The sequence below is a fragment of the Ideonella sp. P3_A4 genome, from assembly GCF_056403075.1.
Window position 1 is genome coordinate 1 of the sequence record NZ_JBFUGE010001354.1, and the last position, 578, is coordinate 578.

Below are 578 nucleotides of genomic sequence, written 5' to 3' on the forward strand. Positions count from 1 at the left end.
ATCATCGGCAGCCATGCCCATCGACAAGAAAGMGACGCTGCTGATGCCAGAGCAGCAGATCAAGGCACTGCAAGTTCAGCTTTAGCAAGCACAGGAGAAGGCGCAGCTGTTCGAAGCCATGCTCGATGTGCTGAAGAAGGACTATGGGGTGCGCGTCGTAAAAAACCTTCAGGCAAGTCCTCGAGCAAGACCTCGTCCAAGGGTTGAGCATCAGCAGGGCTTGCCACCACATGGGCATGAGCCGACAGGCGTATTACCAGGGGCGAAGCCGCCAGGCGCAGCGCGTCGAGCAAGACGGTGGTGAAGCTGGTCAAGGATGCGCGTATGCGTCAACCGCGGGTGGCACACGCAAGCTGCACTGCATGCTGAGCGAGGCGCGACGGCGCAAAGGCATCGCGCTGGGTAAGCGTCCGGCGAACCCGTCTTGAATGAGGGGGTCGCAGCGATAACGATCGTGTCCACGTACGAGATAAGTGGACACGATGACAAGCGAGAAGACAGCGACTCGGAAGCGCTACAGCAGGGAGCTCAAGGCGCAGATCAGGGCCGAGTGCGATGCGCCGGGCGCGTCGGTGGCC

General features: G+C 60.8%; 1 protein-coding gene. It reads left to right on the forward strand.

What is annotated here, in order from left to right; genetic code table 11:
• A partial coding sequence (locus AC1DYI_RS37990; RefSeq protein WP_477209206.1) for a hypothetical protein occupies positions 1–207 on the forward strand: 207 nt, incomplete at its 5' end.
• Positions 208–578: the final 371 nt, after the last annotated feature.